The sequence below is a fragment of the Neisseria iguanae genome (genome assembly GCF_003013245.1).
In the GTDB taxonomy this organism is placed as follows: Bacteria; Pseudomonadota; Gammaproteobacteria; order Burkholderiales; family Neisseriaceae; genus Neisseria; species Neisseria iguanae.
Window position 1 is genome coordinate 1 of record NZ_PXYY01000154.1, and the last position, 3,000, is coordinate 3,000.

Here is a 3,000-nt window from a genome sequence, read left to right on the forward strand (position 1 = left end):
GCCGGCAATATGGCTTTGGATGTCGCGATCACTCATGCCGAGTAAGGCGGGTTTGGTTTTTCTTGACGGTTTGCGGTTCGAAACTGCCGGAACCGGTTTTGACGGTTTTTTTGCTGTGGCCGTTACGCCGGTCGGGCTGCAACTGCTTTTGTTCGAGGTATTGTCCGGTTTCGGCTTCCAATGCGGCCTCGGCCGGTTGTTTGATGGGCGGGGTAAGGGGGCCGTCTTTACCGGTCAGTGCCTGGTCCGAGCCTGTTCTGCGTCATAATAGCTTTGCATGTTTAGCCAGCTTTGTGCATCTGTATTGAAAAATGGGGCCAAGCGGACGGCAGTATCGGCGGCAATGGCGCACTTGCCTTTAACAATCTCATTAATACGGCGCGGAGGTACATCAATCGCTTTAGCCAGCGCATATTGGCTGATTTCAAGCGGTTTCAGCCAGTCTTCAAGCAGAATAACGCTCAGATGGATTAAAGGTACTTCTCGTTTGTTCATTATTATCTCCTATCGGTAGTAGTCCACTATTTCTACTTGAGTAGCGTGGCTGCTGTACCAAACAAATCCGCCACTGGTCATTAATACGAATACTGTATTGGCCTTCACGATCTCCACTTAATGCTTCCAGTCTGTTTCCGGGTGGGATACGCAGAAAATTTAAATCGGTTGCCGAATGAAGCTGTTGAAGCTTTCTCATCGCTACGGCCTCAAAATTTACAAACCATCTAATCTGCCTGCATTTGGTTGTTTTTAAAGGGAAAATCGGTAATCATGGCTTGATATTAACGTTTTTCATTAATAACGCCAAGCATTAATAATGCTGATTCATCCATAAAATCTGTATATATCTCCTTCAAAAGCAACGGCTATTTAGCTAAAACTCCTGTATCCATTTCCCAGAACAAAAAATGCTTAAAAAACAAGCACCTTTATAGTTTATGAAGGTGGTCTCTGAAAAGGCTTTTTGTATAGAGATTGGCTTTGGTGTACATTGTACTTTGTCTGATTTGTACATGGATATGATTTTAAATGATATTTTTTAGAAGCCAAAATTCATGCCTGAATGTCCGAAAACGTTTTTTAAACGGACTAAACACAAAAAGCATAAAAAACGGCCAATACAGAGTATCGGCCGTAAAAAATGCTTGAGAAAATCTCCAAAATAGATTGAAACGGGATTTCAGGCAGCATAAGGCGCAATAAGGGTTCAGGCCTTATTGCGCTGATTTATTTCAGTTTCTTTCTCTTCAGATAGTTTTGTATCTCTTGATAACCTGAGTTTTCAGCTATCTTGGCTTTATCCGGCGGCGGTTGCCGTGATTCGGCCTGTTGTTTCAGTAATTCCTTGAATTCTTGTTGAATCTGCGCCGGTTTCTTTTCAGACGGCTTGTAAGGTTGTAGTCGTTGGCGTAGAAATTCAGACAGCCTTTATCAATCACTGTTTACATAATCAGCTGTAAATCCAGCTTGCGGCCATGAAAGCCGACAAGCTGCTTAAGCCAGCCTTTTTTCTTTTTGATGGTTACGTATGGCAGGCGGCGATACCGTCGATAAACGATTACCACAAATCCAGCGGAATAGTTTTAGGCAAGCGGAAGTTTTCATGGTCGCGATAATAGCGGTTGTTAGCTTCGGGGACAGGAGCGCTGTGCAGCTCGCAGATTTTGGCCAGTAGCACTTCTCTGCTGATATACCAGTGTATTTTGCCGCGTCGGTATTGCACCAAGCCTTTTTAAAAAGAATACGGCGGATTTTTCCATAGCCGCGTCGGATCAGACTGAGTTCTTGTTTGAGGTGGGCCGCAGTTTTGTAAACCCAACCTTGTTTTTAGGGTCCTTATTGGCAACTTCACTCCACCAAAACAAATTGGCCGTCTGAAAATCATGCGCGCAAAGGGACATAAATTCATCAAAGACTTGGATGAATTTGTTTTCAAAGTGAAGGCGGAGGTCGGCGATGAACATGGGAATTTACTTGTCCAATACTACTTTTCTATGTAATTTCAAAAGGGATACACCGACTTCAAAAGAACAGCCCTTTCAGTTTTGATTTTTTTATCGCTGTAGTAATTTTTTTCACCTTAGAGGTAAAATCTTGGGAGCAACTGCAGATTTCGGCAATTTATTTTTGAGAATAACTTGCATTTTGGAGGTCTTGAATAATTTTTGTGGCCAATCCATAAATAATCCTCTCTGTAAACCATTACATTCTAATTCTTTTCAATAACCAAACTAATTGAAAAAAACCATCGACTTATTTTTTTAGTAGAGTGTAAAGACTATGGAACATATTGGAGACCGTATCAAAGAGGCACGATTGAAGTTGGGATTAAGCCAATCGGCATTGGCTAAACGTGCAGATGTTAGTCAAGGGACAATTGGACAGCTTGAGAGTGGTAGAAACCATAGCTCAGGAAAAATTGTTGAGTTCAATGTTTCTCCTGAATGGCTTTTGTACGGAAAAAATCCACCATCAATTTTTTCAAAGCCATCCAAGGTAGATAATTTGGACTTGTTTATTACATCAAATAACACAAATGCCGCATTAAAAAAGAAATTTTTGAAACAAAACAGTTTTGGTACCGATTATATTGATTTCATTAAATGTAAAGATGAGAGTATGTCTCCAACCATAAGCATTTTTGATGATGTAGCATTCAATCGATTAGATAAAATCAAGCATGAAAATGGTGTTTTTGTGATTAAAAGAAGTTCCGAGTTAATTTTTATTCGGAGAACCATATTGGACTCTTCACAAAAATGGATTTATCGCTGCGATAATTTGGACAAGACGCGATTTTTTGATGTTGATGCTATTGATACTTGGACGAGTTATAGTCAAAGAAAAACAGACATGACACACCAACCTTTATGACGGCATACTCAAAAGACCATCGGCAAATGGTACTTGGCAAGCTCAAATCAGGAATGGGTGATTGGGCAATAGCCGGTGAATACAACATCGGCAAAACCACCATTCAAAACCGGAGCAAAAAACCGTCAC

At 41.0% G+C, this 3,000-nt stretch carries 4 protein-coding genes and 1 pseudogene; 1 reads left to right on the forward strand and 4 read right to left on the reverse strand.

All coding sequences use genetic code 11. The annotated features are described in order from the left end of the window. Positions 1-40: 40 nt before the first annotated feature. The 4 genes and pseudogenes from C7N83_RS15025 to C7N83_RS16415 all read right to left on the reverse strand — a co-directional run. Positions 41-238, reverse strand: a pseudogene (locus C7N83_RS15025) (IS256 family transposase); the annotation flags it as partial. Beyond that, positions 235-495: a HigA family addiction module antitoxin gene (locus C7N83_RS13595; protein ID WP_106743256.1), complete on the reverse strand. Its 261-nt coding sequence runs from the start codon at positions 493-495 to the stop codon at positions 235-237. The gene C7N83_RS13595 and the pseudogene C7N83_RS15025, both read right to left, overlap by 4 nt. After that, complete coding sequence (locus tag C7N83_RS17170) at positions 446-694, reverse strand: type II toxin-antitoxin system RelE/ParE family toxin (protein WP_211296674.1); 249 nt, start codon at positions 692-694, stop codon at positions 446-448. The genes C7N83_RS13595 and C7N83_RS17170 overlap by 50 nt, the downstream gene beginning before the upstream one ends. Positions 695-1,555: 861 nt before the next feature. Then, entirely contained in the window at positions 1,556-1,720 is a 165-nt protein-coding gene (locus C7N83_RS16415) for a hypothetical protein (protein ID WP_245911240.1), read from the reverse strand. Positions 1,721-2,277: 557 nt separating this feature from the next. On the opposite strand from C7N83_RS16415, the gene C7N83_RS13610 reads away from it, so the two are divergent. Next, entirely contained in the window at positions 2,278-2,871 is a 594-nt protein-coding gene (locus C7N83_RS13610) for a helix-turn-helix domain-containing protein (RefSeq protein ID WP_106743257.1), read from the forward strand. Positions 2,872-3,000: the final 129 nt, after the last annotated feature.